This window comes from Bacillus salipaludis (assembly GCF_004358205.1).
Genome location: NZ_SMYO01000012.1, coordinates 43,168 through 65,553 on the forward strand (window position 1 = coordinate 43,168; position 22,386 = coordinate 65,553).

Sequence of the window (22,386 nt, forward strand, 5' to 3'; positions counted from 1 at the left end):
CCTCAATTTTGTCCGTGTGGGGGAGACATCAGTTGATTTGCGTGACTGTCCCCATTTTTTGCCGAATTTAATGAAAAAAGTTATCTGCCTATCAATCTTTGTACCCGTCCATCATTTAATAAAGAAACAAGATTTATTGAATAGGATGGATGGAAATGGCGAAGAGGAATCGGGGGAAAACGATCAGCTATCTGCCTTCGAGGGGGCGCGGGACTTGCCCGTTGTGCGGCAGAACAAGAATTAAATTATTGTATCCGTATAAAACAGTGGAAAATGTAACAATCAAAGTCTGTAAGATGTGCCGTCATAAATAATCATATTTTTCTAGATTGAGAATATAATAGCCCCTGACCTCCTCCGAAGCGAAGGGGTTATTTTTTTGAAAAAAGGGTTTCCGGCTCAAAAAATTGAATTATTACATTGGGTATTTGTACAAAATGTTGGAGGGGAATATGGCAAATTTAGATACTTTATATTTAATTGATCAAAAAGAGGGGTTTAGTTCTGAGTTTAGTAAATTAGTATCAATGATGAACTATACAAGAACAATCACCATTGAGGAAGTCAAAGCGCTAACAGTTGAGGAGCTCGACTTTCATTATGATGAGGAAGCAAATTCGATTGGTATGCTGTTAGACCATATGGCTGAGGTGGAAAAGGCCTATCAAATTTTAACTTTCGAAAATCGCGACTTAACGGATGAAGAGGTCGATCGTTTGAACCCTGGGTTAGATTTAGGCGCTCCAGCAAGAGAAGTGATTAAGGGCCAACCAATCGAGCATTATTTGGAAAAATTAGCGCAGATTCGGAATGAAACTATCACCATGTTTAAAAAGCTCCCGGATGAATGGCTGTTTGAACAAACTCCGTTTTGGTGGGACCGCCCTGCGAACAACTATTTTAAATGGTTCCATGTTTTTGAAGATGAACTAAGCCATCGAGGGCAGATTCGGATTATTAAAAAAATGATTAAGAAGCATAAGGGGCCTTTGTAAAATTTGGAATACTGTTCGCATAAAAAAAGATGTCCTCAAAGGCGAGTGCATCTTTTTTATGGAGAGATTTAATGCCTGTTAACAAGCTGCTTAATCTCCTTTATTTGCTCAATATGCCGTAGTTCATGGAGATAAATCAGTTCTACCCATTGAGTTAAGGGCAGTTCTCCAAAGACAGGGTGAGCTGCGGATCTTTCCGCTAAAATGCTTTGATCTTCAAGGCTATCCAAAACCTTTAGAAGCTTATTTCTAGCATCGTTTAACATTTCCAGCATCTGTTGAACTTCAAATGGCTCTCCGCTGGGCTGCACGATTTCAGGAGCAATATATTTTGTAGAGCGGTCAGTCGCATGTTGGATGGGCTTTGACTCGGCCTTGTTAATTTCTGGCTTGGTTACTAGATGGTGAATAAGCTTAGCTGTTCGTCTCTCCAATAAAACTAGATGATGGCATACCTCAGCAACACTCCATTTTTCTTTGACATGCTTATGATTAAATTCCTCATAGGTAAGAGATTTAATTTCATCAACTAAGCCATTCCTTGTTACTGCTAAGTTTTCACTTACAGAGCTCATAGCCTTTCCCCTTTCAAAATAGCTTCCCAATTATATATTCGGTGTATCAAAATTATATCCTTCAAAGTAATAACAAAGTGACAGGCACCGCCCGTGGACAAATCCCTAATTTTGTCCGTGTGAGGTGGACATTCAGGGTTTACTAGAAATATAGAACATTGTTTTCAATCAGGGGAATATGATGAATTAGGACGTGTTTTAAGGGGGAACGGGTTATGCCAATTGAGTGGAATGAACAAGATGGAATCTTTCATTTATATAATAGCAAGGTCAGCTATCTAATCCAGATTGTTCATGGGAAGTATCCTGCCCATTTGTATTGGGGGAAGCGGGTCGAAACAAAGCAGGCTGCAGCCATTCTTTCATTTAAGGGAAGGGCATTTTCGCCTTCAACAGAACCGGCCTATCCGCAATTTTCACTAGATACACTGCCACAGGAGTATCCGGCGTTTGGGAACGGGGACTTCCGCTCACCAAGCTATCAACTCCAAACCGCCGATGGTTCCACAATTACAGAATTCATCTACGACTCCCATGAAATTTTTCAAGGAAAACGCCCTTTAACCGGATTGCCTGCTTCCTATGTGGAGGATGGATCTGAAGCCGAAACCCTCGTGATTACATTGGTAGATTCCAAGCTTGGGATTGGTCTCCATCTTCAATATTCTATCTATCAGGACTTCGAAGTCATCACAAGATCCACCTCCGTTGAGCACCTCGGGTCCCAACAAGTAAAAATCTTGAAGTGTATGAGTATGTCGGTAGATTTCCATCAAGCCAATTGGGACTGGCTGCATCTCCACGGCACCTGGGGCAGGGAGCGTCATATTGAGCGAAAGCCGCTGCACCATGGAAGCCAAATGATTTCATCGGCAAGAGGGGCAAGCAGCCACCAGCAGAACCCGTTTATCGCCTTGCTTTCCAAAAATGCAGACGAGGAAAATGGTGATGTTTATGGGGTTAGCCTCGTTTACAGTGGGAATTTTCAGGCTTCCATCGAAGTGGACCCGTTTCAAACCGCACGGCTTGCCATGGGCATCAATTCCTTTGATTTTACATGGCTGTTAAAACCGGGAGAAATTTTTCAAGCCCCAGAGGCGCTACTGGTTTATTCAAATGAAGGTCTCGGCGGGATGTCCCGAATCTTTCATAAATTTTTAAGAAAAAGAGTTTGCCGTGGTGCTTCTCGTGATCAAACGAGGCCAATCTTAATTAATAATTGGGAGGCTACTTATTTCAATTTTAATGAAAAAAAATTAAAGGCCATCGCTGATGCAGGAAAAGAATTAGGAATTGAGCTGTTTGTTCTGGATGATGGCTGGTTTGGGCATCGGGACAATGCAAAGAGTTCATTGGGGGATTGGGTGGTTGATAAGAGGAAACTGCCTAATGGACTAGAGGGCTTAGAAGAATATCTCCGAAAAAAGGGGATGAAGTTTGGATTATGGGTGGAGCCGGAAATGGTTTCACCGGATAGTAACCTATACAGGGAGCATCCGGATTGGTGCCTGCATGTGCCTGACAGGAAACGGACACCGTCGAGAAATCAATTAGTGCTGGATTTAAGCAGGGAAGACGTGTGCAATTATTTAATCAATACCTTAACTGCAGTTTTTCGAAGTGCCCAAATTGCTTATGTTAAATGGGATATGAATCGTAATATGACGGAGGTGGGTTCCGCAGCACTGCCGCCTGAAAGGCAAAGGGAAACCGCTCACCGTTATATGCTGGGACTGTATCGGATCTTAGAGAGGCTGACTGAACGTTTTCCTGATATCTTATTTGAAAGTTGTTCTGGAGGCGGCGGCCGGTATGACCCGGGCATGCTTTATTACATGCCGCAAACCTGGACAAGTGATGATACTGATGCTGCCGAGCGGTTAAAAATTCAATACGGAACGAGCCTGCTCTATCCCGCTATCACTATGGGCTCCCATGTTTCAGATGTGCCAAACCATCAAGTGGGCAGGACAACACCTCTCCTAATGAGATGCCATGTAGCGATGGCGGGGAATCTTGGCTTTGAATTAAATATCGATAAGCTGAGCAGGGAGGATAAGAAGTTGGTCGCCGACCAAATCAAACAGTATCATAAAATCAAGGAGTTGGTTTGTTTTGGAAATCTCTACCGGCTGATGAGTCCCTTTGCTGGTACAGATACAGCCTGGATGTATATTTCAGAGGATAAAATAAAAGCAGTCTTGTTTTATTTTAAAACCATGGCATCTCCAAATCCTCCCTTCCAGCGTGTGAAATTACGGGGGTTGGAGGCTAAAAAAAGTTATAAACTCAACAATGAGAATCGAGAGTATTTTGGCAGCGAACTCATGCAGATCGGGCTCAACCTGCCGCTGATAAAAAATGACTTTTCATCTTATTTATTCTATATCGAAGCAACACCGTGACTCCAATTCCCCCAAACAGCCCTCAAAATTTAACTAAACGTTTGATTAGTTCCAAAAAGGCCATATGTCGCAAGGCTTCCGCTGGATTTAATCAAACGTTTGATTAGTTTTTTAATTCCCCTTGTGTCCACTCCACACGCACAAATTTCGCGTTTTGTCCACGAACGGTGCCTGTCACCTTATGTGTCACTTTTTATTTCGTTGTTGATTTTGTGAAAATTCCGTATAATGAGTTTAGTTTTTCACTTACTGGGACTGGGGTTGTTTTATGAGCAGATTAACCAAAACCGCTTATATTTTAGGCATCTTTTGTTTTTTGATCAGCTGCTCTTTTGCGATTTTTTATGGATATAAAATCTTTACCCATGACGTACCAAAAACGAAGAAAACAATCGAAGAGGCGCGGTATCATTTTGTGCTTGTTCCTGAGGAGCTTGACAACGAATATTGGAGGCTTGTCGAAAAGGGAGCAAAAGCTGCGGCTAAGCATTATGGAGTGGTACTTGAGTACGTCGGGCCGAAACAGGCGAATATTGATGAGCATTTAAAAACAATTGAAATGTCCGCAGCCGCTAAGGTCGATGGAGTCATCACACAGGGATTGAGCAACAAGCAGTTTACCCCGCTGATTAATCGGGTTGTCTCCTCCTATGGAATCCCGGTCATTACGATTGATACAGATGCAGCCAATAGCCATCGCATTGCTTATATTGGTACGGACAATTATCATGCAGGTTACCTCGCGGGAAAAGCGCTAATTGCCGATACAAAGGGAAAGGCCAATGTAGCCATCATTACCGGGAGTTTTTACGCGAATCATATGATTCAGCGGGTAAAAGGGTTTAAGGATGCAGTAAAAAAAGCAAAAGGCATTCATATTGTTGCGATCGAAGAATCACAAATCAGCCGGATTCGGGCAGCGGAGAAGGCCTATCAAATCCTGCAGGAACACCCTGAAGTCAATGCCTTTTACGGGACAAGTGCCCTAGATGGAATCAGTATTGCTAAAGTGGTTGAATTGAAAAAGAGAGAGCATGACATCTATATAATTGGCTTTGATGTCCTGCCGGAAACCATTGCAAATCTTCAAAAAGGAACCATAAATGCAACCGTAGTCCAGCAGCCTTATGAAATGGGATATGGTTCGGTCAAAATGATGGTTGAACTAATGGAGAAGAAACATATCCCGTCAATTGTCCATACAGAAACACAGGTAATCAGAAAAAAGGATTTGTCCGACTTACATCAGAACAGAATGGAGGCGGGCAAAAAAAATGCTATTCCGAATTAGATCCAAACTGTTGCTTTATTTTATTGTGCTTGTCGTTTTGTTAACCTCCATCGGTTTTTATTTTTATAATAGCAGTGAAAAACTGGTGGTAGAATACGATAACAGCTTTGAACAGTTCCTTTTGTTAAATGATATCTCAAAACGGACTAACCAAATTACCGAGAGCCTGCATGCGTATATTTTGGATAAAGAAGAACGTTATTTAGAGGACTATACAGCAAAAAAGACAAAACTGCTCAAAGATCAAAAGAGATTATATCAAGATATTAACACCAATGATATTACCCTTGTAAACTATAAAAATATGATCGACAGCTTTTTGGAAGAATGCGATTCCTCGATTCATTTTTTTCAAAAAGATGATATAAATCGCTATTCAAATCATTATAATGAAGCGTTGAAAATTGCATCGTTCCTGCAAGAAAGTACACTATCATTGTTAAATAATAAGCTGACAGACTATCAGAAATTTTATGGTGAAATCGAATTGCAAAACCATTACTACAAATTAATGGCGATTTCACTTTTTGCTGCCACTTTTTTTCTTAGTACCTTACTTGCTTTGTGGATTTCAGGTGGAATTACGAAACCAATCCGCCAGCTTTCGAAGGCCGCAAAAGAAATTTCGAAAGGAAATTTTTCCGGAGAGGATATTAAGGTTTCTACAAATGATGAATTAAAATTATTAACAGAAACGTTTAACCAAATGCGGACGAATATCAGGCAGCTGGTTATTGAAATCAAACAAAAGTCCGAATTGGACAAGCTCTTAAAGGAACTGGAATTAAAGAGCCTGCAAAATCAAATCAATCCACATTTTCTTTTTAACACCTTGAACACCGTTTCTAAAATGGCTTACCTAGAGGACGCAGAAGAGACTTCAAGATTAATTGAAGCGGTTGCGGCCTTGCTCCGTTATAATCTTGGTGATTTAAATAAGGCATCCACGCTTCGAGATGAGGTTAGAGTGGTGAAAGAGTATTTTTATATCCAGCAAACAAGATTTGGGGAACGAATTCAGTTTAAGACAGATATTCAAGAGGATTGTTTAGATATTGAAATGCCAAGTTTAATTCTTCAGCCTTTAGTTGAAAACGCCTTCATCCATGGAGTGGAGGAATACGAGGAAAATGCAGTGATCAGCTTAAATATATATCGGCTAGTGGACCGGATTTTCGTGGAAGTGAAGGATAACGGGGGAGGCATGGATGCGGCAACCAAGAAAAAACTTCAAGACTATGTTCAAGGGATTGAAAAAGAAGAGAACTTTGAGCTGGAAAAATCGACGGGCCATTCGACGGGCATTGGCGTGAAAAATGTAATTAAACGGCTTCAGTTATTTTATCAGCGAAACAAGATCGTTGAAATTGAATCTGAACTAGAGAAAGGGACAACGTTTAGACTAGTCCTGCCTGATGAAGGGGAAGGTGGAGGAGAACGTGCTTAAAATTCTACTTGTCGATGATGAAGCCCTTGAGAGGAAGGCAATCGGAAAAATGATTCAAAAAAGCGTGGAAGATGTTGAAGTAATTGGTGAAGCCCCGAATGGGAGGAAAGCGGTAGAACTGGCCGTCGAACTTAATCCCGACATTATTTTTATGGATATCAAAATGCCGGGAATGGATGGGGTGCAAGCTGTCAAGGAAATCAAAAAGCTCAACGCGGCCATTAAATTCATTATGGTTTCGGCCTTTAATACGTTTGAATATGCCAAAGAAGTTATGCAGCAGGGAGTTAAGGAGTATATTCTTAAACCCAGCAGAAAACAGGATATTTTAGACTCCCTCGCGCGGGTTTCCTCTGAAATTCAGGAAGAGCGCAAACAGCAGGAAGAACAGCAAAGTCTCCGGGAAAGCCTAAACCGTGCGGTAACCCTCGCACAAAAAGAATGGGTCTCTTCCCTTATTATTAACCAAGTTCAGGACATCACCTTTGAAGAATGGGGACAATTATTAGGGGTGGAGATTACCACGGGCTATATCATGCTTTTCTCTCTAAAGCCCAAGGACCAAAGGGAGTTTACCGCTACGGAGAAACAAATTTGGTACACCTGGTTGAAGGAGGCCCTGCATTCGGTCGTAAAAAAGCAGGAAATCATGATTGGCCCATTAATAGAATTACAAGTGCCTGTATTGTTTCTTTGGAAAAAATCGAACGAGAAATTGCTGTTTAAATCGCTGTCACAGTATGTAATTGAAAGTTTATTGACCCATTTTCAAAAAGAGTCCTTTCAAGCAGAATTACGGATTGGCGTTGGCCACCCTTACCATCATGCCTATGAACTCAATAAATCCTATCATGAGGCTGTGATGGCATTAAACCACCTCATGAAAAATCCAAACCAAAAGTATTTAATCGGGGTAAAACAAGCTGAACAAGAAGAAAATTCAACCATTGCTTCAGAAATCCTTGAGATGGAGAAAAAATTATTAGAAGCGGTTCGTCAAGGCGATGTGAATAAGGTACTATTTCTCTTTGATTCCTTTATTACCAAACACCAGTCGAACTCAAAGATAGAGGCTGCTGTTGTAAAAAAATCATTTGATGAGCTCTTCATATTGATTTCCCGTATGCTGCATGGTCTAGGTGTGAATTTAGAACGAACTCCTGTGGTTCATCAGTCAGAGGAGGTTGCTGAGATGCTTGAAGCCGGAAAAGCACACCTTATATCCATTGTCCAATCCGTGCAGCAATGGCGGACCAATCATGCGAAAGGAATGCTGCAAAAAGCAAAGGATTATATTGAAAAGAATTTTGCCGATACAATTACATTAGAATCTGTTGCAGAGTATGTCGAGCTAAGTCCGTTTTATTTTAGCAAATTGTTTAAGGACCGGTTTGGGATGACGTTTATCGATTATTTAACAGAAATTAGGATTAAAGAGGCAAAGGCCTTAATGGAGAATCCGGGGAAAAGCTTGAAGGAGATTTGTTATTCCGTTGGCTATAAGGATCCCAATTATTTTAGCCGTGTGTTTAAAAAGCTGACAGGCTCATCACCATCAGAATTCCGCAAGGCGGTAATAAAAGAATAATAGCTTATAAGACCAAATCGGATTTGGTCTTATTTTTTTGCTATGTTAAAGATCAATGTTGATCTTTAAAACAAAGTTGATTGGAGCGGAAATCAACAGCTAAGTGTAACAGAGTATTTTTTTGGAGAAATTCTCAAAAAACAAAATAGTCTAGATAATCACAGATTAGTGCTATTGTTTTGAACTATTTGAAAAACATGCTCCATGCTACCATGAATGTAAGGGTTTACATCAGGCGTTGAAACCGGTTCCAATAACTTTATTAAAAAGGAGATTGATTCGATGTTTAATAAGAAAAAAGGCCTCATCCTCTCATTAGCGGTTGCTTCTAGTATTCTTTTAGCTACGGGCTGCAGCAGCTCAACCTCTGGAGATTCTGCAAGCGGCAAGGGCAGCGACCTTCCGGCTGTTGGCGCTACGATTTATAAGTTTGACGATAACTTCATGTCCTATGTACGCCGTTCAATGGAAGACTCGGCAAAAGGCAATGTGAAATTAATGTTGAATGACTCTCAAAATGACCAATCCAAACAAATTGAACAAGTGGATACGCTGATTGCAAAAGGAGCAAAATCACTGGCTATTAATCTAGTCGATCCAAAAGCGGCTCAAACGATTATCGATAAAGCGAAACCGAAAAACATCCCTGTTATCTTCTTTAACAAAGAGCCGGATGCTGCTGTATTGAAAGGCTATGACAAAGCTTACTATGTTGGTACAACTTCATCTGAATCTGGTGTCCTTCAAGGTGAATTAATTGCTAAGGCTTGGGAAGCAAACAAAGATAAATGGGACAAAAACCATGATGGCAAACTCCAATACGTTTTATTAGAAGGTGAGCCAGGGCACCCGGACGCAGAGGCACGTACAAAATATGCGGTGGATACGATCAAAGAAAAAGGCATTCAGGTAGAACAGTTAGCATTAGATACCGCAATGTGGGATGCTACAAAAGCGACAGAGAAAATGGATGCTTGGTTAGCAAAATACAGCGACAAAATTGAATTTGTTATTGCTAACAACGACGGCATGGCCTTAGGTGCGATTGCTTCTCTCGAAAAAGCAGGATATTTCACTGGCGGCAAATTCATGCCGGTTGTAGGGGTTGACGCCATTCCGGAAGCACTTGAAATGATTGAAAAAGGCAAAATGGTTGGAACCATCTTGAATGATGCGAAAAACCAAGGGAAGGCTACGATTGACTTAGCTGCAAATGCTGCAAAAGGCAAGGATGTTTTAGACGGAACTCAGTGGAAGCTGGACGATGCAAAGGCAGTTCGTGTACCTTACGTGCAAATCACTAAGGATAACATCCAAGAAGGTAAAGACGCTTATAAATAAAAAAAGCGGAAGCGCCTTGACCAGGGGCGCTGCAGCTAGACAATAAAAAAGCAGAAGCGATTTTGTTTAGTTTCATAGAGGCAGCGCCTTAGTCCAGCACCTTGAGCTGATCACAAGGGGCATGGCGCTCCTCGAACGAAGGAAAAGATCATGCTTTTCCTTCGTTCGGGGTTAGGCTTCCATCGTTAGTGAAGCTGGACACTTTTTCACCCTAATATATTCCTGATCGAAGTTTCACTTTACGCGAGGAGGTTCGCTCATGTCAGAATCAAGTACTACTAATCTACTTGAAATGCTTAATATAACAAAAAAATTCCCAGGGGTTATGGCGCTGCAAAATGTTTCCCTAAAAGTAAAAGCGGGATCCGTTCATGCCTTGATGGGCGAAAATGGTGCTGGAAAGTCGACGTTGATGAAATGCCTATTTGGGATTTATTCCATGGACGAAGGCAAGATTGTTTTTGACGGAAAAGAAGTAGCGTTTGCGAATTCCAAGCAAGCCCTCGAAAACGGAGTTTCCATGGTCCACCAAGAGCTCAATCAAGTCCGTCAGCAAAATATCATGGACAATATCTGGCTCGGCCGCTATCCGAAAAAAGGTATTTTCATTGATGAGAAAAAAATGTATGACGATACTGTCGCTATTTTTAAAAGTCTTGATATTAATCTTGATCCGCGCAGCAAGGTAAGTACCTTATCTGTTTCGGAAATGCAAATGGTGGAAATTGCAAAAGCGGTCTCCTATCATTCTAAGATCATTGTAATGGATGAACCAACATCATCCCTGACAGAGAATGAAGTAAATCATTTGTTTAAAATCATTAAGAAACTGCAAAGTGAAAATGTAGCGATCATTTATATTTCACACAAAATGGAAGAGATTTTAAAAATTTCTGATGAAGTAACGATCATGCGAGATGGACAGTACATCGCAACAAAGAGTGCGCAGGACTTAACCACCGACGAAATAATTAAGCTGATGGTTGGACGAGATCTTTCACAGCGCTTCCCTACAAAAATCAATCAGCCAGGGGAAGTCATCCTAAAGGTGTCCGATTTAACAGCGGAAGCAGAAGGTTCTTTTTCGAATGTGGATTTTGAACTTCGTAAAGGCGAAATCTTAGGAATTGCCGGTTTAGTGGGTTCGAAACGAACAGAAGTGGTGGAATCGTTATTTGGAATGAGATCACTAAAATCCGGGACGATTGAAGTGAATGGCAAAGTGGTCCAAAATCCGACCCCGCAGCATGCCATCAAAAATGGTTTTGCCCTTGTTACCGAAGAAAGAAGGACAACGGGAATCTATCCAGAGCTGAGTATCAGTTTTAACTCTATCATTTCGAATCTGAAGCAATATAAGACAAATGGATTGTTCTTATCTGATAAAAGGGTTTTTGATGATACCAAATGGGTGATTGACTCGATGAAAGTAAAGACACCTTCGCAAAAGACCTCCATTGGTAGTTTATCTGGCGGAAATCAGCAGAAGGTTATCATTGGCCGCTGGTTGTTAACCAAACCCAATATTCTATTATTGGATGAACCAACACGGGGGATTGACGTAGGGGCGAAGTTCGAAATCTATCAATTAATCAACCAATTAGCCGCTGAAGGAAAAGGAATCATAATGATTTCATCTGAAATGCCTGAGCTTTTAGGGACTACTGATCGCATTTTAGTCATGAGTAATGGAAGAGCAGCTGGAATCGTGGAAACGGCCACAACGTCGCAAGAAGAAATCATGCGATTAGCAGCTTTGTATTAGGAGGAGATGCAAATGAATAATCAAGTTTCACAAAAAACTACTGTCTCTAAATGGCTCTTTAATAATGTAATCTATGTGTTTTTAATTCTATTAGTCGTGGGAATTGTCATTGCTTCTCCAGACTTTTTATCCGTTACGAACTTAATCAATATTTTAAGTCAATCATCTTCTCGGATCATTATTGCCCTTGGGATGGCTGGGATTTTGATTACTGCGGGTACAGACTTGTCGGCTGGACGGATGGTCGGACTTGCGGCAGTTGTGTCTGCATCTCTTTTACAGGCATCTGACTATGCTTATAAAATGTATCCTCATCTTCATGAATTGCCGCTTTTTGTACCAATTTTAATTGCAATGGCCATCACGGGACTTATTGGAGTGCTAAATGGTGTGATTGTTTCTAAATTCCATGTTCCTCCGTTCATTGCCACATTAGGGATGATGATTGGAGTTTACGGAATCACTTCCATCTATTTCGACCGCCCTCCGTACGGGGCGCAGCCAATCGGTGGATTAAGTCAAAAATTTACGACTTTCGCTCAGCGGGGAATTCCTATTGGACAATACGAGATTCCTTATCTAGTGCTTTATGCGATTATTGTTACGGCTATCATTTGGGTAGTTTGGAATAAAACGACACTTGGTAAAAACATGTACGCAATCGGTGGGAATCCAGAAGCTGCAAAGGTATCTGGGGTAAACGTTGCGAGAAATATTATTATTATCTATATGATAGCAGGTATTTTGTACGGTTTCTCTGGAACGCTTGAAGCGGGCCGTGTCGGCAGTGCCACCAACAATACTGGTAATATGTATGAGCTGGATGCAATCGCAGCCTGCGTTGTCGGCGGGGTATCTTTATCTGGCGGTATCGGAACTGTACCTGGCGTGATCACCGGGGTACTGATTTTCCAAATCATCAACTATGGCCTAGCCTTCCTTGGCGTAAGCCCATACATCCAATTCATCGTCAAAGGCGCCATCATCATCGTCGCAGTAGCCTTTGACATGCGCAAACACGCAAAGAAAAAATAAGGCGATGCCTAAGACGGTGCCTGACACCGTTCGTGGACTTTTACCTTGATTTGTCCACGTGTGACGGACGCTTCTGAATCGAATACTAAATTGATCACAAAGTCTGGTTCTTGGTTGAGAGCTGGGCTTTTTTTATTTTTTTTCGAATCCCCCTTTTCTTTTGGTAGTAGATGGAATATAATACAACTGTATTACGAATAATAGTACACTTAGTACAGATGGGGGGTCTTTATGTTTGAGCTTGATATTCGAAGCCGTAAGCCCATTTATGAACAGCTTGTCGACAAAATGAAGGAATTGATTATGAATGAGGTGGTCAAAGCGGATGAGCAGCTGCCTTCGGTCCGGGCGCTTGCCACTGAACTATCCATCAATCCCAATACCATCCAGAAGGCTTATAGGGAACTTGAGACCCAAGGATTTATCTACTCCATAAAAGGCAAAGGCAGCTTTGTCAGTCCGAACAACCAGGTGAAGGACAATGAGAAAATCACTGAGGTTAAAAAGGAGCTAGAGAAGCTAATTATAGAGGCACTATACCTGGGAATCCAAGCTAGAGAAATCATCGAATTAATCGAAGATTTAGACGCTTCAAAAGGGGGAGGCGAAAGCAATGATTGAAATGAACAATGTCAGCAAAACATTTGATTGCTTTAAAGCTGTAGACCAAGTAAATCTTTCCATCCAAAAAGGATCGATTTACGGATTAATCGGTTCTAATGGGGCAGGGAAAACAACCTTAATCAAGCTGCTTGCTGGTATTTACCGCCAAGAGTCAGGCGAAATCACGGTGGAGGGTCAACCAGTATTTGAAAACATCAGCCTGAAACAGAAGGTTTTTTACATACCAGATCAGCCGTATTTTTTATCCCATTATACAACCAAGCAAATGGCCCGTTTTTATAAAAACATCTATCCAACCTGGAGTGAGGAGCGTTTTCATAAACTGGCTGAGCTGTTTGAAGTCAACCTATCGAAAAAAATCCACACGTTTTCAAAAGGCTGGCAAAGACAAATTGCTTTCATCCTTGCTCTTTCTTCAAATCCTGAAATTCTTATTCTAGATGAACCAATGGATGGACTGGATCCAGTTGTGAGGAAAAAAGTGAAGAATCTGCTCATCAATGATGTGGCGGAACGGGAAATGACGATTCTTATTTCATCTCATAATCTCCGTGAGATTGAGGATATTTGCGATCATATTGGCATCATCCATAAGGGAAAGCTCATCATACAAAAAGAACTGGATGATTTAAAAGCCAATGTTCAAAAAGTTCAGGTTGCGTATAAGGATGGACTTCCAAAACATTTGCTGAAAAATTTGGACCTACTCCATCAAGAAAAACGGGGCAGTATCTACTTGTTCATTATTAGAGGCGACGAGGATCAAATTGCAAAACAAATCCGCCAGACGAATCCGGTCATTTTTGACTTGCTGCCGCTCACTCTCGAAGAAATCTTTATTTACGAAATGGGGGATATCGGCTATGCCATCAAAAATGTCATTGTTTAATAGAGAACTAATCATGCAGATTGGCAGGGGTACGGGCTGGATTTCCATCGTTTATTTTTTTGGACTGTTGTTTGCGCTGCCACTGCAGCTGATCATGAGGTATTCTTCGGAAGAAAATAGAGCCTTTTACACGAAGCCTGAAAACCTTTTTCAATTTTATTATGATATTCAAATTACCTTAATGATTACAGTTCCTGTTTTGCTGGCGGTGTTTTTATTCCGTTTTTTACATGTAAAACAGGCTTCAGACCTGATGCATAGTATTCCGCTTAAAAGGGATAAAATTTTCCATCACTATGCGCTCACGGGAATCATCCTTTTGGTTTTACCGGTTGCGATTACAACGATTTTGCTATTAATCATTCGGATCAACCTTGATATTACGGCGATTTATAGCAAAACCGATATTTTTATTTGGGCAGGAACCACGATTTTATTTGACCTGCTGTTTTTTATAGCTGGTGTGTTTATTGCAATGATGACTGGATTATCGGTAGTTCAGGCTGTGTTAACCTATATTTTTGTCCTGTTTCCAGTGGGAATAACAATATTGGTTTGCTCTAATTTAAAAATATTATTATATGGTTTTCCAAGCGATTATCTTTTGAATAGGGACTTGGAAAAGATGTCACCGATTACGACGGCGATCACCCTTAATAATGCCGATTTAAAATGGGAGTATGTTGTTATTTATTTGCTTTTATCGGTGGTCCTTTATGGCCTTTCATTGTTTTTTTATAAAAAAAGAAAATTGGAAACAGTTACCGAAGCAATTGCGATTGTCCGTTTACGTTCAGTTTTTAAATATGGTGTGACGATTTGCGTCATGTTCCTTGGCGGAGTGTATTTCAGTGAAGTACAAAATGCTAACACCGGCTGGATTATCTTTGGATATGTGATTGGAGCAGTAATCGGCTATTTTATTGCGGAAATGGTTCTGCAAAAAACATGGCGCGTTTTCAGCCTTAGACGATTAAAGGGTTTGGTTGTATTTTCAGCCATATCGGCAGTGCTAATCCTAGGTGTTAAGACACTAGGAGTTTATGAAAAACGGGTACCGAACCAAACGGAAATCCAAAACGTTTTAATTACGGATAACCCATATCTTTTCATGAGTCAATATTCATCAACTGAAAAATTTCGGGTACCTGAACCATTGAAAGAAGAAGCAAATATTGAGTCGGTGCGAAAGCTCCATAAGCAAATTATTGCGAATGAGAAGCTAAATAAGGGGCATATTTCTGAACAGACCCAGGATTTATTTTTACGATATAAATTGAAAAACGGAAGATATGTAACTCGAGAATACAGGGTGGATAAGCGTCTTTACGCGGATCTATTCAAAACAATTAACGATTCGAAAGAATATAAACTTGCGACGAACGAGATTTTTAAAATCAATGTGAATCAAATCAGATCGATTCGTATTAGTACGAATGGGCCGGTTGGCAAAGAAGCCGCTTTTGCTGATCCAATTGAAATAAAAGAGGCTATTTCGATCTTAAAGTCCGATATTTTAGCAGAATCCTATGAGGACAATCTTTATTACCAGGATCGGGGTTCTGGGATTGAAGTGGATATGGGAAAAAACAGAAATATCTATTTCACTTTGAGACCGTCCTTTGTTAATTTTACAGAGTGGTTAACGAAAAAGAAACAGCTGGAAAGGGTGACAATTACGAACAAGGATATTTCAAAAATCCTGGTCGTAAAGAAGGATTACTCTCATGCATTCGAAACAGAGGAACCAATTGAAAAGCTGGAAAAGGATAATAATTCACTAAAAAGTACAAATAAGCAAGAAATTGAACTTGCGCTGCAAAGAGCGGGGAGTCATCCTCAAAAAGATTATACTGTTGTTTTTTACTATAAGAAGGGTAACTATAAAGAGGTTTTATTTTTCGATGAAGCACATGCGCCGGATTTTGTAAAAGAACATTTCAAATAATGGTGTTTTTTCTTATAAAGGAGGTGGAGTCATGGGCTCCATTGATTTTAATCAAATATTTAGAGAATATTCACAGCGCCTACACTATATTGCTTATTCCTACGCCAAGGATCGATTTCTCGCGGAGGATATCGTTCAGGAAGCCTTATTGAAAGCCTATAAGAAACTGGATACAGTAGAAGATTCAAATAAATTGGGTGCCTGGTTGTCCGCCATTACAGCCAGGACCGCGATTGATTTTTTACGAATGGAAAAAAGAAAAAACTGGATGCTCGTAGACCCTGCGATCATAGAACCGATCATCGGACTGGAACGGTCCGGGGAAAATCTCGAAGAAGAGGTTGGAGTCCGTCTTTTTAAGGAAGAGGTAAACGAGACGATGGGGTGTCTATCAAAGGAATTTCAGGAGGTGCTGATCCTGAAAATCCATTATGGTTTAAAAGAAAATGAGATTGCCAGTCTGTTAAATCTTAAAATAGCAACTGTTAAGACCCGTCTGTATCGGGCTCGAAAACAGCTGAAGCATGTATACACTGAAAAAGTATCAGCTTGATCTGTGGAAACCTGATCCTGCCACTCTTATTAGGAGGGCAGGATCGTTTTTTTAATGAGAAAAATATTTTTTTAGAAGATTACGAGTTTCCTCGAGTAATACCGCTTTTTCATCCGGGTGAACCCCCTCTATTAACCGGGCAGCCATGACTGGAATTGTCCATTTTTCTAGTTCTTCCATGTTCAGCGATTGCTGTTTCCCGTATTCCTCAAGATAATAGGTACAAAATCTGTTTCGAACTCGCTTGAGTGAAGCTCTTACAAAAGCTGGCATGTTTTTTGGCAAATAGGCATGTTTTAAAATGATATAAGTTCGCGCAATATCTCCTATAGGGTTGCCGCAGGTTGCAGTCATCCAATCAATTACTTTAACTTGATTCTCGGAGACGAGTAAATTGTCGGGATGAAAGTCGCCATGGCAGACTTGATTACCTTCAGGCAGTTCTTGCAAAAAATCACAAATAGTGTGCTTTTCTTCAGTGGTTAATAAATCGGTGTATTGAATATTTCCGGTGAGGTGAGCCATTTGTTTCGGAAGGGCTGCGCCATCTTTTTCATGAATTTGCTGGTGTAATTGTGAAAAAAGTTTTGCCTTGTCCCGTATTGCAAAGGGATTCCTTGTAAGCTGTTTTGTCAGACTATTGCCATTAACTTTTTCATAGATAATTGCCTTCGTACCATCTATTTCTGTTTTCCCTTTTACAAGAGGGGAAGGCAGCTTTAAACCTTGAATCAGCAGATTAGATTGATATTCTTCATCTACTAGACTTTCTGGAATCCGCTGATCAAAAAGTTTGATGACCTCATTTTCTCCCCATTCATACACTTCCGCTGTGTTTCCACGCCCAATCAATTTTCCTAGTGTCATGGATTATCACCTATTTTTTTAGATAAATATTACCAATATATAGAAGTGAAAACAATTAAACTTGAAAAAATAATTCTATTACTATATATTGATTTTAGTGAGAAATAAAACATCTACATATTGTGTTAGCCTTGAATTAGGATGCCATACGGCTTAAAAGGGAATCTGGTGAGAATCCAGAGCTGCCCCCGCAACTGTAAATGCAGACGAAATGAGCGATGACCACTGTATAAGTTTCTTGTGAAAATAGGTGCTTATACGGGAAGGGCTCAAAGTAGGGAGAAGCATGAGTCAGGAGACCTGTCCTAATTTGAGATGTTTCACTTCCTCGGGGATTGGGAGCTGGAACGGTGGCAAATTAGGTCAAGGAAGAAAGTCGTGCCTTGAATCCTCATTTCTGTTGTCGTTTCATCTGCTCGAATCCGCCCCGAGCGGATTTTTTTATTTTAGGAGGAGTTTTTAAATGATCACGAAAGAATACGTTTCCGAGGTAATCCAGCAGGCGGCGGAGCAATATAGTCTTGATACTGCAGAACTGGTTCAAAAAATACAAGATGCAACAGAAAAAGAACAAACTCAGCAAGCTCTTATGTACGCACTCAACCGGATTGCGATGGATCAGCCCAATTGGACGTTTGTCGCTGCACGATTATATTTACAGGAATTATATATGGAGGCTGCACGCAACCGTGGTTATTCACAGGTGGAGCATTATGGTGATTTTTATCAGTTGATTATGTCTTTAACGGATAAAGGAATCTATTCTAGTGAATTATTGGATTCCTATGGGCGGGAAGAAATCGAGAAGCTGGGTAAAGAAATCAAGCCTGAACGTGATCACCTGTTTAACTACATAGGATTATTTTTATTGGCAGATCGTTATCTGGCCAAGGATCATGAGCGAAATTTATACGAGCTTCCACAGGAGAGATTCATGGTAATTGCGATGACCTTGATGCAAAAAGAGCAGCCTCACCGCCGAATGGCCTTGGTTAGAGAGGCCTACTGGGCCATGAGCAATCTTTATATGACCGTGGCTACACCGACCTTATCTAACGCGGGGAAAAGCTTCGGTCAGTTGTCGTCCTGTTTTATTGATACTGTCGATGACTCGCTGGATGGGATTTATTTAAACAATTGGGACAGTGCCAGATTAAGTAAGGATGGCGGTGGAATCGGCATTTACTTTGGTAAGGTGCGCGCCCTTGGCTCCGATATTAAAGGATTTAAAGGCAATTCTTCAGGTGTTGTCCCGTGGATCCGGCTGATCAATGATACAGCGGTCAGCGTTGATCAGTTAGGTCAAAGGCAGGGGGCTATTGCGGTTTATCTGGATATTTTTCATAAGGATATGATGAATGGATTCCTGGATTTAAAAACAAACAATGGTGATGAACGGCGCAAAGCCCATGATATTTTTACAGGAGTCTCGATTCCGGATTTATTTATGAAAAAGCTTGAAGAAGCAGACGAGAATGGTAGAAGTATTGGACAGTGGTGCACGTTCTGTCCACATCAAGTGAAGCAGATAATGGGCTGGAAGGACGAGTTTGGCCAGCCTCTTGGCTTGGAGGATTTTTACGATGAGGAGGACAAGCTTTATTTTACCGAAAAATATGAGGAAGCTGTCCGGAATCCGCTTCTTCCGCGTAAAACTTATCGGGCAATGGAAATTATGGCCCGGATTATGGTCTCGCAGCTGGAAACCGGGACTCCCTATATGTTCTATCGAGATGAGGTGAACAGGCAAAATCCAAATAAACACTTATTAGGGGCGGGGCGGACTTCTATTTATTGCAGTAACTTGTGTACGGAAATTGCGCAAAACATGTCTGCTTCCACCGTTGTTAAAGAGCATGTTGATGAGGATGGAAATATTGTTATTGTCCGCAGACCTGGGGATTTCGTTGTTTGTAATCTATCGTCTATTAATTTGGCAAAGGCGGTTCCGGCAGGTGTATTAGAGCGGCTGATCCCAATTCAGGTGCGGATGTTGGATAATGTGATTGATTTAAATACGATTGCGGTCGGACAGGCACAGGTAACGAACCAAAAATATCGTGGCATTGGGCTCGGGACCTTTGGGTGGCATCATTTGCTTGCCTTGAAAAAAATTCATTGGGAATCGGAGGATGCGGTCGGGGCAGCTGATGAGCTGTACGAGGAAATAGCTTATTATACGATTCGTTCTTCGGTTGAGCTTGCTCGAGAAAAAGGGGCCTACAACAAGTTTGAGGGTTCGGAATGGCAGACTGGGGTATATTTTGAACGTAAAAAGTATCGCTCGGACCGCTGGCTTTCATTGAAGCAGGAGGTTTCGAGGTTCGGGGTTCGCAATGGCTGGTTAATGGCGGTTGCTCCGAATTCTTCGACGGCTAAAATTGGCGGATCCACGGATGGAATTGATCCAATTTATTCTGTAGAGTACGCGGAGGAAAAGAAAAACTTTAAGTTCAAGGTAACGGCTCCAGATTTGGATCATGTGACGTATGAGTATTTCCGCCGGGCCCGCCATGATTTAGATCAGGTCTGGAGTATTAAGCAAAACGCTGCCCGCCAACGCCACGTTGACCAAGCGATCAGTTTTAATCTGTATGTTCGTCATGATATTAAGGCACGGGAGTTACTAAATCTTCATCTGGAGGCATGGAAGCAGGGGCTGAAAACTACTTACTATATCCGGAGTACGTCTCAGGCGGAGATTGAGGAGTGTGAAGCGTGTCATAGCTAGGGGAAATACACTTTTGCATGGAGTAAGGACAGACTAAGAAAGCCGCCGAATCGACATGTATAAAAAAGATTTTAAAAGACAGAATTGGCATGAAATCCAAGTGAAATGTCCTTCAAAAGCCGAATGAAGGACAAAATTAGCGTAGGGCCGAATGGAAATGTCCTTCAAAAGCCGAATGAAGGACAAAATTAGCGGAGAGCCGAATGGAAATGTCCTTCAAAAGCCGAATGAAGGACAAAACTAGCGGAGAGCCGAATGGAAATGTTCTTCAAAAGCCAAATGAAGGACAAAATTAGCGGAGAGCCGAATGGAAATGTCCTTCAAAAGCCAAATGAAGGACAAAATTAGCGGAGAGCCGAATGGAAATGTCCTTCAAAAGCCAAATGAAGGACAAAATTAGCGGAGAGCCGAATGGAAATGTCCTTCAAAAGCCAAATGAAGGACAAAATTAGCGGAGAGCCGAATGGAAATGTCCTTCAAAAGCCAAATGAAGGACAAAATTAGCGGAGAGCCGAATGGAAATGTCCTTCAAAAGCCAAATGAAGGACAAAATTAGCGGAGAGCCGAATGGAAATGTCCTTCAAAAGCCGAATGAAGGACAAAATTAGCGGAGAGCTGAATGGAAATGTCCTTCAAAAACTAAATGTCCTTCAAACAACTCTTGAATTACAAAACTAACTAAATGACCCAATATAATTATTGAAGGAGGCCATCAAAATGAACATCCATCTACCATTAAAAAAAATAAAACTACTAAACCCGGAATATCCAAATAAATCAACCGGAGTCATCAACGGGAAATCCTCCGGTCTACTGAACTGGAATGACATTGCATACCCGCAAATGTATGACCTCTATCAAACCTTGCTTTCAAACTTCTGGAAAGCTCAGGAGATTAATATGCAGGATGACCTGAAGCAATGGGAATTCCTTTCACCGGTGGAACAGGATGTTTTTCTAAGGATTAACACCCAACTAGCCTCCTTAGACAGCCTGCAAACACCGACGATGAGCCAGGTCATGGACTATGTATCGGACTCAAGCTTTAAGGCAATTTTTGCCGTGATTTCACAGCAGGAGGCAGTACATACTGAATCCTATTCCTATATTTTGAGCTCACTAGTACCGTTAAGTGAACAAAACAATCGGTTTGACCAAGCAAAAAATGATCCGATTGTCCGGAAAAGAAATCAATTAATTTTAGAATCATATGAGAACTTCCGACAAAACCCTACACCATTAAACGTATTTAAACTAGCGGTAAATTCTATTAATCTAGAAGGAATCTATTTTTATGCCGGGTTTGCCTTTTTCTATCATCTTGCCCGCCAGCAAAAAATGCTCAAAACGAGCACGATGATCAGCTATATCCAGCGGGATGAAATGCAGCATGCTTATTTTATCGCGCAGTTTATTCGTATTCTTTTAAGTGAGAATCCGGAGCTGAATACAGAGGAAAATGTGGAGTATATCTACCAAACGATAGACCGGGCAGTGGAGCTTGAAAAAGAATGGGCCGGATTTATCTTAGAGGATATCGAAGGAATTGATTTGAAGGAATTCAGTGGCTATGTTGAATATTTGGCGAACAAACGCCTGCGGCAGCTGGGATTACAAAATCTTTACCCAGATCGTGAAAACCCAATGCCGTGGATTCATGTATTTAGCGATGAAATGATCAATGATACGAAGTCGGATTTCTTTGAGCAAAAATCCAGAACTTATTCCAAGGTGACACAATCGAATGGGTTTGATGAACTGTAGGAGGAGACGGGAATGAAGTTAGCCATCGTTTATACCTCGATTACAGGGAATACGAAAGAACTCGCAACTATTTTAGGAGGATTAATCAAGGGCTATGACATAGATACACAGTTGTTTACGATTGAGGAGTTTCCTTTATGGCAAATAAGTCAATTTGATGGAGTGGTGGTCGGAACCTATACATGGGGAAACGGGGAAATACCCGAAGAGATACTGCCTTTGTTTAGGGCATTTGAGACACAGGAGACGGATACAATCGTAACCGGGGTTTTCGGCACAGGAGATCAATTCTACCCCCACTATTGCGGGGCTGTCGATAAGTTCCGGGACATGCTTTATGTCCAGAGCGAATTAGCGGTTACCTTGAAGGTGGAATTAACACCACAGCTGCAGGACCTAAAACGGTGCCGAAAGTTTGCCGAACTACTGCTGCGGCGGTTGCGACAAAACTGTCCATCTGGAATGGATAAAATAAGCTAAATGTCCACGAGCGGTGCCTGTCACCTATGTAAATGGTGACAGGCATTACGTTTTATTTTGAAAATAAAGACTGTGTATTATTCGAAGA

At 41.1% G+C, this 22,386-nt stretch carries 18 protein-coding genes and 1 riboswitch; of the genes, 16 read left to right on the plus strand and 2 right to left on the minus strand.

Annotation, left to right across the window (positions count from 1 at the left end; all coding sequences use genetic code 11):
* The first annotated feature begins 155 nt into the window (after nt 1–155).
* Together E2K98_RS31150 and E2K98_RS22395 are read left to right on the plus strand one after the other, a co-directional pair.
* Nucleotides 156–314: a hypothetical protein gene (locus E2K98_RS31150; RefSeq protein ID WP_165976348.1), complete on the plus strand. Its 159-nt coding sequence runs from the start codon at nt 156–158 to the stop codon at nt 312–314.
* 138 nt (nt 315–452) lie between these two features.
* Complete coding sequence (locus tag E2K98_RS22395; RefSeq protein WP_235824907.1) at nt 453–995, plus strand: DinB family protein; 543 nt, start codon at nt 453–455, stop codon at nt 993–995.
* Between the two features lie 68 nt (nt 996–1,063).
* Here the strand turns inward: E2K98_RS22395 and E2K98_RS22400 are convergent, their stop codons facing one another.
* Nucleotides 1,064–1,570: a DinB family protein gene (locus E2K98_RS22400; protein WP_133338126.1), complete on the minus strand. Its 507-nt coding sequence runs from the start codon at nt 1,568–1,570 to the stop codon at nt 1,064–1,066.
* A 215-nt stretch (nt 1,571–1,785) separates the two neighbouring features.
* Here E2K98_RS22400 and E2K98_RS22405 point away from each other — a divergent pair, with 215 nt between their 5' ends.
* The 11 genes from E2K98_RS22405 to E2K98_RS22455 all read left to right on the plus strand — a co-directional run bounded on the left by E2K98_RS22405 (nt 1,786) and on the right by E2K98_RS22455 (nt 16,456).
* On the plus strand, nt 1,786–3,975 hold the full coding sequence (locus tag E2K98_RS22405) for an alpha-galactosidase (RefSeq protein WP_133338128.1): 2,190 nt from the start codon (nt 1,786–1,788) through the stop codon (nt 3,973–3,975).
* A gap of 268 nt (nt 3,976–4,243) precedes the next feature.
* Nucleotides 4,244–5,266 carry a sugar-binding protein gene (locus tag E2K98_RS22410; protein WP_133338130.1) on the plus strand — a complete coding sequence of 341 codons (1,023 nt, stop codon included), beginning with the start codon at nt 4,244–4,246 and terminating at the stop codon, nt 5,264–5,266.
* Nucleotides 5,250–6,713: a sensor histidine kinase gene (locus E2K98_RS22415; protein WP_133338132.1), complete on the plus strand. Its 1,464-nt coding sequence runs from the start codon at nt 5,250–5,252 to the stop codon at nt 6,711–6,713. The genes E2K98_RS22410 and E2K98_RS22415 overlap by 17 nt, the downstream gene beginning before the upstream one ends.
* Nucleotides 6,706–8,301 carry a response regulator gene (locus tag E2K98_RS22420; RefSeq protein WP_133338134.1) on the plus strand — a complete coding sequence of 532 codons (1,596 nt, stop codon included), beginning with the start codon at nt 6,706–6,708 and terminating at the stop codon, nt 8,299–8,301. The genes E2K98_RS22415 and E2K98_RS22420 overlap by 8 nt, the downstream gene beginning before the upstream one ends.
* A 282-nt stretch (nt 8,302–8,583) precedes the next feature.
* Nucleotides 8,584–9,642 carry a galactose/glucose ABC transporter substrate-binding protein MglB gene (gene mglB / locus E2K98_RS22425; RefSeq protein WP_133338136.1) on the plus strand — a complete coding sequence of 353 codons (1,059 nt, stop codon included), beginning with the start codon at nt 8,584–8,586 and terminating at the stop codon, nt 9,640–9,642.
* A gap of 259 nt (nt 9,643–9,901) precedes the next feature.
* Nucleotides 9,902–11,407 (plus strand): galactose/methyl galactoside ABC transporter ATP-binding protein MglA, encoded by a 1,506-nt coding sequence (gene mglA, locus E2K98_RS22430; RefSeq protein ID WP_133338137.1) that lies wholly within the window; start codon nt 9,902–9,904, stop codon nt 11,405–11,407.
* A 12-nt stretch (nt 11,408–11,419) separates the two neighbouring features.
* Nucleotides 11,420–12,442, plus strand: coding sequence for a galactose/methyl galactoside ABC transporter permease MglC (gene mglC / locus E2K98_RS22435; RefSeq protein ID WP_133338139.1), 1,023 nt, complete (start codon nt 11,420–11,422; stop codon nt 12,440–12,442).
* 231 nt (nt 12,443–12,673) lie between these two features.
* Nucleotides 12,674–13,063: a GntR family transcriptional regulator gene (locus tag E2K98_RS22440; protein ID WP_133338141.1), complete on the plus strand. Its 390-nt coding sequence runs from the start codon at nt 12,674–12,676 to the stop codon at nt 13,061–13,063.
* The gene (locus E2K98_RS22445; RefSeq protein WP_133338143.1) at nt 13,056–13,955 is read left to right on the plus strand and encodes an ABC transporter ATP-binding protein; all 900 of its coding nucleotides are present in this window, start codon (nt 13,056–13,058) and stop codon (nt 13,953–13,955) included. The genes E2K98_RS22440 and E2K98_RS22445 overlap by 8 nt, the downstream gene beginning before the upstream one ends.
* Nucleotides 13,930–15,903, plus strand: coding sequence for a DUF6449 domain-containing protein (locus E2K98_RS22450; RefSeq protein WP_133338145.1), 1,974 nt, complete (start codon nt 13,930–13,932; stop codon nt 15,901–15,903). The genes E2K98_RS22445 and E2K98_RS22450 overlap by 26 nt, the downstream gene beginning before the upstream one ends.
* A gap of 31 nt (nt 15,904–15,934) precedes the next feature.
* Complete coding sequence (locus E2K98_RS22455; RefSeq protein WP_133338147.1) at nt 15,935–16,456, plus strand: RNA polymerase sigma factor; 522 nt, start codon at nt 15,935–15,937, stop codon at nt 16,454–16,456.
* 51 nt (nt 16,457–16,507) lie between these two features.
* Here E2K98_RS22455 and E2K98_RS22460 read toward each other — a convergent pair whose 3' ends face one another.
* The gene (locus E2K98_RS22460; RefSeq protein WP_133338149.1) at nt 16,508–17,323 is read right to left on the minus strand and encodes a phosphotransferase family protein; all 816 of its coding nucleotides are present in this window, start codon (nt 17,321–17,323) and stop codon (nt 16,508–16,510) included.
* Between the two features lie 122 nt (nt 17,324–17,445).
* Nucleotides 17,446–17,645, plus strand: a riboswitch (cobalamin riboswitch).
* 141 nt (nt 17,646–17,786) lie between these two features.
* Here E2K98_RS22460 and E2K98_RS22465 point away from each other — a divergent pair.
* The 3 genes from E2K98_RS22465 to E2K98_RS22475 all read left to right on the plus strand — a co-directional run bounded on the left by E2K98_RS22465 (nt 17,787) and on the right by E2K98_RS22475 (nt 22,298).
* Nucleotides 17,787–20,054 (plus strand): ribonucleoside-diphosphate reductase subunit alpha, encoded by a 2,268-nt coding sequence (locus E2K98_RS22465; protein ID WP_133338151.1) that lies wholly within the window; start codon nt 17,787–17,789, stop codon nt 20,052–20,054.
* Between the two features lie 717 nt (nt 20,055–20,771).
* A complete protein-coding gene (locus tag E2K98_RS22470; RefSeq protein WP_133338152.1) occupies nt 20,772–21,818 on the plus strand; it encodes a ribonucleotide-diphosphate reductase subunit beta in 1,047 nt (348 codons plus the stop codon).
* Nucleotides 21,819–21,830: 12 nt separating this feature from the next.
* A complete protein-coding gene (locus tag E2K98_RS22475) occupies nt 21,831–22,298 on the plus strand; it encodes a flavodoxin domain-containing protein (protein ID WP_133338154.1) in 468 nt (155 codons plus the stop codon).
* The last annotated feature ends 88 nt before the right edge of the window (nt 22,299–22,386 follow it).

Coding starts and splice junctions, on each gene's coding strand:
- E2K98_RS31150 (WP_165976348.1), top strand. CDS start 156: ATGGCGAAGAGGAATCGGGGGAAAACGATCAGCTATCTGCCTTCGAGG.
- E2K98_RS22395 (WP_235824907.1), top strand. CDS start 453: ATGGCAAATTTAGATACTTTATATTTAATTGATCAAAAAGAGGGGTTT.
- E2K98_RS22400 (WP_133338126.1), bottom strand. CDS start 1,570: ATGAGCTCTGTAAGTGAAAACTTAGCAGTAACAAGGAATGGCTTAGTT.
- E2K98_RS22405 (WP_133338128.1), top strand. CDS start 1,786: ATGCCAATTGAGTGGAATGAACAAGATGGAATCTTTCATTTATATAAT.
- E2K98_RS22410 (WP_133338130.1), top strand. CDS start 4,244: ATGAGCAGATTAACCAAAACCGCTTATATTTTAGGCATCTTTTGTTTT.
- E2K98_RS22415 (WP_133338132.1), top strand. CDS start 5,250: ATGCTATTCCGAATTAGATCCAAACTGTTGCTTTATTTTATTGTGCTT.
- mglB (WP_133338136.1), top strand. CDS start 8,584: ATGTTTAATAAGAAAAAAGGCCTCATCCTCTCATTAGCGGTTGCTTCT.
- mglA (WP_133338137.1), top strand. CDS start 9,902: ATGTCAGAATCAAGTACTACTAATCTACTTGAAATGCTTAATATAACA.
- mglC (WP_133338139.1), top strand. CDS start 11,420: ATGAATAATCAAGTTTCACAAAAAACTACTGTCTCTAAATGGCTCTTT.
- E2K98_RS22440 (WP_133338141.1), top strand. CDS start 12,674: ATGTTTGAGCTTGATATTCGAAGCCGTAAGCCCATTTATGAACAGCTT.
- E2K98_RS22445 (WP_133338143.1), top strand. CDS start 13,056: ATGATTGAAATGAACAATGTCAGCAAAACATTTGATTGCTTTAAAGCT.
- E2K98_RS22450 (WP_133338145.1), top strand. CDS start 13,930: ATGCCATCAAAAATGTCATTGTTTAATAGAGAACTAATCATGCAGATT.
- E2K98_RS22455 (WP_133338147.1), top strand. CDS start 15,935: ATGGGCTCCATTGATTTTAATCAAATATTTAGAGAATATTCACAGCGC.
- E2K98_RS22460 (WP_133338149.1), bottom strand. CDS start 17,323: ATGACACTAGGAAAATTGATTGGGCGTGGAAACACAGCGGAAGTGTAT.
- E2K98_RS22465 (WP_133338151.1), top strand. CDS start 17,787: ATGATCACGAAAGAATACGTTTCCGAGGTAATCCAGCAGGCGGCGGAG.
- E2K98_RS22470 (WP_133338152.1), top strand. CDS start 20,772: ATGAACATCCATCTACCATTAAAAAAAATAAAACTACTAAACCCGGAA.
- E2K98_RS22475 (WP_133338154.1), top strand. CDS start 21,831: ATGAAGTTAGCCATCGTTTATACCTCGATTACAGGGAATACGAAAGAA.